We start from the raw sequence: 4,920 nt of genomic DNA on the forward strand, positions 1-4,920 counted from the left end.
GTTCAGGAGTATACGCCTCCCTGCACCTTGTGCAGATCTTGCGAACCAGCCGCTGAGCCAGAATCCCGATAACGGTCGATGTGATCAGGTAGGGTTCAAGCCCCATATCAAGCAAGCGGGTGTAAGCTGATGCAGAGTCATTTGTGTGCAGGGTCGAGAACACCAGATGCCCTGTGAGAGCCGCCTGAATCGCCATCTCGCATGTCTCCCTGTCCCGCATCTCACCTATCATGATAATATCCGGGTCCTGACGGAGAATCGATCTCATCCCTTCTGCGAATGTAAATCCGGCTTTGGGATTTATCTGCCCCTGGCTGATTCCGTCCAGATGATATTCCACCGGATCTTCCATGGTGACAATATTCTTTGACACGCTGTAAATTTTCTGCAGGGCGGAATATAATGTCGAGCTTTTACCGCTTCCGGTCGGCCCTGTCACCAGAATTATTCCGTCGGGACGGTTGATCATCTCACTGAATATTTTAAGTGTCCTGGGGAGAAATCCCAGAACGTCAAGGGTCAGGTTCTTTGATTGCGGGTCAAGAATTCTAAGAACGACCTTTTCGTTTACCCCTCTGTTCCTGGTCATCACAGGATAAGTGGACACACGAAGATCGATCTCCCGGCCCTTATACCTTATCTGAAACCTTCCATCCTGCGGTTTGCGCTTCTCGGCTATATCCATACCAGCCATAATCTTGAGACGGGAGATGATCTGAGCCCGAAGCTGCAGCGGGATGGGATTTTTCTCCTTCAGCTCTCCATCAATACGGTAACGGAGGCGCAGATATTTTTCTACCGGTTCAATATGAATATCAGAGGCACCTTCACTGATCGCCTGATTGATAAGGAGATTGGCAAGCTTGACAACCTGCGCACCCTCTTCGTCAGTGAGCTTCTCAGCCTCATCCTCAGACTTGATAACATCCAGATCCAGACCGCTGGCCACTTCACCGAGAATCGAGGTCATGTCCTCAAGCCCGGTAGAGTAGTTTTTATCTATAGCCGCAATGATGCTTTTTTCGGTGGCAATAACCGGCTCTATCTCTTTTCCGGTTTTAAATTTGAGATGATCGATTGTGCGAAGGTTTGTAGGATCCGCCATCGCCACTGTGATCACCCCGTCCTGCTCGAATAGAGGAATCGCCTTGTACCTTCTGGCCATCTCCTCAGGAATGACATGAACGAGCTGACGGGAAAAACTGAAGTTTTCCAGTACGACATGCTGGATGTCAAGCTGGGCACTGAGCACATCAACCAGCTTATTCTCGGAAATGAAGCCCAGATTCACAAGGCATTTCCCAAGCTGCAACCCGGTCTTGCGCTGCTCCTCAAGTCCGGCCTGAAGCTGTTCCTCTGTCAGAAGCCCCTGTTCGAGAAGAACCTCCCCGATTCTCTTTTTCTGGTCGAGATGAATCTGCTGACCCAGTACACTTGAAAGATCATCATCGGAAATAAACCCCAGCTTTACCAGCACAGTTCCGATACTGATTCCGGTCCGTTTGTGCTCCTTAAGCGCAATCAGTAACTGCTCTTCAGTTATAAGACCCTGAGAAATCAGGATCTCACCAAGCTTTTTCCGGCGACGTTCCATTAACATACGTCAAATCATCCGCTTATCGGAATATGTGAAATCAGCATAGTCTCAACCGGATAAACCGATCTCTACTGAAACCTTAAATCCACGCTAAATAATCTCACTTTTCAGGTGATCATACCCCCCTGGCGGTACCACTGTCCTCTCATCACCGCTTTGGAGCATCACACCGCTCACATCCTCTGTAAAATAGCCAATTTTCATCACCCCAGTGCAATCTTTCATTTTTGAAGGATCGAATTGAGGCGTAGCGGCAAAAAGAAGGTGATAGTCCTCACCGCCATGCAGAAACCACTCCAACCACGAAACCCCAAGTTCATCACTCAATTGTATCATCTCTTCAGGTATTTGTGCAGGGTCAGGATTTAAAATAATTCCCAGATTGTTCTCACAAGCCAAGGTACCGCAATCCTTTGACAAACCATCGGTAAGATCCATCATCGCATGCACCTCCTGGCATGCAGCAAGTTCAAGCCCGGCCTCTACACGGGGCAGCGGCTTGATATGAGAAACCAGAAATCTTTTATACCTGTCCGGAACCTCACATCTTTTCCATTTCCGTAAGGCCTGCAGCCCGGCAGCACTGGCTCCGCAAAGGCCAGTCACCCAGAGACAATCCCCCTTTAAAGCGCCTTTCCTCTTCAGCACTCTTCCCCCGGACGGCACCCGTCCGAGGAGAGTAATTCCAAGCACCCACTGCCTGCCTGCAGAGATATCACCCCCGACAAGAGGAAATTTCCACCTGCCGCAAGCCATGGCGAATCCTCTGTAAATCTGCTCCGCGGCTCTTATGATCTCCTTTTCCTGAGAGGGAAAAACAAGCTGAACCAGAGCTCCGTCAGGAATTGCTCCCATCGCTGCACAATCACTCAGATTGGCAACCATCGCCCTGTAACCGATCTCTTCCAGGGACATATACGCCCGGGAAAAATGCACATTCTCCACGGAGATATCGGTAGTTATGATCAGCTCTGAATCTCCGCATCTGCGCACCGCCGCATCATCACCTATCAGCAATTTCCAGTCGCCAGCCTGCTGATTCCCAAGGACATCCTGAAGCCTGGAGATAAGATCATACTCAGCGGAAGGAGATTTATTCATTAAAAGGACACCTCTGATTCATATAAGCCCCGGTAAAGGAGCATGTTTCTTTTGTTTATAACGCGCCGAACAGGGATAAAATAGCTTCTGAAAAAGTGTGTCATTTACTATTTTTACCCTTCGGCAGTTTCCATTTTTGTCAAAGAGACCCTTGCCTCCGCGGCAAAAAACTTTTTTCGTACAGGAGTTCAGATGTTACTTCCCCTTCAGTCAGTTCCCCCCAGAAACTTCATCGCAGCAATCGGTTCAGCACTTGTAGATATCTGTCTGCTCGAGGATGATGATTTTCTTGCGCAGACCGGTGCGCAGAAAGGCGGGATGCAGCTCGTAGAGCACCATTTCATCCGTGAAACATTGCAGAAGTCCTTCAAGGATGCAGCGATTATTCCGGGCGGATCAGCCTGCAACACCATCCTGGGCATAGGTAAACTTGGCGGGAACGCCCGTTTCATCGGCAAACGGGGTATTGACGAACTGGGATTACTTTTTGAAAAGGGTCTCAGAAATCATAACGTGGAACCGCTGCTGATGAAATCAGAAACTCCAACCGGGCAGGTGCTCTCTATAATTACACCCGATGCTCAGCGGTCGATGTTCACCTATCTGGGAGCCTCAGCGGAAACCTCCCCGCATGAGATCTCACCGGATTTGTTCAATAACTGCGTACTTGTCCATATCGAAGGTTATCTGCTGTTTAATGAAAAACTCATGATGGCAGCACTGGAAGCAGCCAGAGAATCAGGCGCTCTGATCTCGCTTGACCTGGCCAGCTTTACAGTTGTAGAAGCCGCACGTAAACTTCTCCAGGAGATCTGCTCCAAATACGTGGATATCCTGATAGCCAACGAAGATGAAGCACGGGTTTTCACCGGTTTTTCGGATCCCCGGAAAGCCCTCGAGGAAATGGCGAAAAGCTCCGATATCGCTGTGCTGAAACTGGGAAAGAAAGGAAGCCTTATAGCTCATGGCGAATCTACAATAGCAGTAAGCGCCATGGGTGATGGAAGCGCCATAGATACTACGGGAGCCGGAGATCTATGGGCTGCCGGATTTCTTTACGGACTCACCAGGGGTTTTCCTTTACAGAAATGCGGAGAACTGGGTTCAGCTTGCGGTTATGAGGTTTGTCAGGTTGTGGGAGCCAGTATACCGGAAGAAGGCTGGAAAAGGATCAAAAACCTGTTTTGAGAATTTTCTTGCTTTCTGCCGTGGGTAAACGTATTTACTAAAATTAATAAGCTTCCGGGAGCTTATTATGTCCTATTTTCCCAACATCTGCAACGTTCTCATGGAGGTTCTTTGTGGCAAAGAAGTTGTACGTAGGCAATCTCCCATTCAGCACCAGCGAAGATGAGGTAAAAGAGTTCTTCTCTCAGATCGGTGAAGTTGAATCTGTAAAGATTATCACTGACCGCGAAACAGGCAGGTCACGCGGATTCTGTTTTGTAGAGATGGAAAACGCTGATGAGGCTATTTCCAATCTTAACGGAAAAGAACTTGGCGGAAGAAAAATAACCATAAGCGAGGCCCGTGAAAAAGAGCAGCGCGGCAATCACCACGGCGGCTTCAAGAAAAGATTTAATCAGCCTCGTTCCTGAAAGGCACAGGGCCGCCAAGCGGCCCTTTTTTAATACGACTCCTGGATATCGACAACCATCACTGACGTACCCTGCGGCCCCTTCTCTCCCATCTCCTCTGAAAACCTTACCCCCATCCCCACCTTCAGCTCATCAAAAGTCTTGTTTAAAAGACTGTTGGCATGGAAAAAGATTTCTCTTCCGTCCACAGTTCTGATGAAGCCTGTCCTGTCAGCCTCAAACAATCTTTCTATTATACCCTGAACCTGCTGGTATGGATGAGTCTTTACATCACCGTTCATGATGTCGATAAGCTGTTTCAGTTGCCGTTCCGCTGCATTGAATGCCCATCGTATTTCAGCTCCAAGATCCTGGTGCAGATCTGTTCTGAAGGGATCACGACTTACCACAATTTCATGTCCGGGAGGAACCTTCAGATCGATTCTTACTTTGTAAGGCTGGGAGTAGTGCTGATGTTTCTGGAGTTTTTCGACTACTACTCGACAACTGTTTATATGATCGCAGATTCTGTCAAGCTTTGCCGCTTTCTTTCTGATCAATTCCTCCATTTCATCGGTCTTCTCTACATCTCTGAATGTGATCTCTAATGGAACTTGCATAGCACACCAATCCATGGATAAGTGA

5 protein-coding genes are annotated in these 4,920 nt (G+C 48.4%); 2 read left to right on the forward strand and 3 right to left on the reverse strand.

The features are described from left to right. Nucleotides 1-1,600, reverse strand: a 1,600-nt coding sequence (gene tadA / locus GX089_01450) for a Flp pilus assembly complex ATPase component TadA (protein ID NLP01138.1), incomplete at its 3' end; no start/stop codon positions are given. Between the two features lie 87 nt (nucleotides 1,601-1,687). After that, nucleotides 1,688-2,698, reverse strand: a complete 1,011-nt coding sequence (gene thiL / locus GX089_01455; GenBank protein NLP01139.1) for a thiamine-phosphate kinase — start codon at nucleotides 2,696-2,698, stop codon at nucleotides 1,688-1,690. A gap of 192 nt (nucleotides 2,699-2,890) precedes the next feature. Between thiL and GX089_01460 the strand changes: the two genes are divergently transcribed. Both GX089_01460 and GX089_01465 read left to right on the forward strand, forming a co-directional pair. After that, nucleotides 2,891-3,886, forward strand: a complete 996-nt coding sequence (locus tag GX089_01460; protein NLP01140.1) for an adenosine kinase — start codon at nucleotides 2,891-2,893, stop codon at nucleotides 3,884-3,886. 113 nt (nucleotides 3,887-3,999) lie between these two features. Continuing rightward, a complete protein-coding gene (locus GX089_01465) occupies nucleotides 4,000-4,296 on the forward strand; it encodes an RNA-binding protein (protein ID NLP01141.1) in 297 nt (98 codons plus the stop codon). Nucleotides 4,297-4,325: 29 nt separating this feature from the next. Here GX089_01465 and GX089_01470 read toward each other — a convergent pair whose 3' ends face one another. After that, nucleotides 4,326-4,895, reverse strand: coding sequence for an HPF/RaiA family ribosome-associated protein (locus tag GX089_01470; protein ID NLP01142.1), 570 nt, complete (start codon nucleotides 4,893-4,895; stop codon nucleotides 4,326-4,328). Between the last annotated feature and the right edge of the window lie 25 nt (nucleotides 4,896-4,920).

It is taken from the genome of Fibrobacter sp., from assembly GCA_012523595.1.
In the GTDB taxonomy this organism is placed as follows: Bacteria; Fibrobacterota; Chitinivibrionia; order Chitinivibrionales; family Chitinispirillaceae; genus JAAYIG01.

What these genes read in the sequence shown, in the direction of transcription:
- thiL (NLP01139.1), bottom strand. Translation starts at nt 2,698, where the DNA reads ATGAATAAATCTCCTTCCGCTGAGTATGATCTTATCTCCAGGCTTCAG.
- GX089_01460 (NLP01140.1), top strand. Translation starts at nt 2,891, where the DNA reads ATGTTACTTCCCCTTCAGTCAGTTCCCCCCAGAAACTTCATCGCAGCA.
- GX089_01470 (NLP01142.1), bottom strand. Translation starts at nt 4,895, where the DNA reads ATGCAAGTTCCATTAGAGATCACATTCAGAGATGTAGAGAAGACCGAT.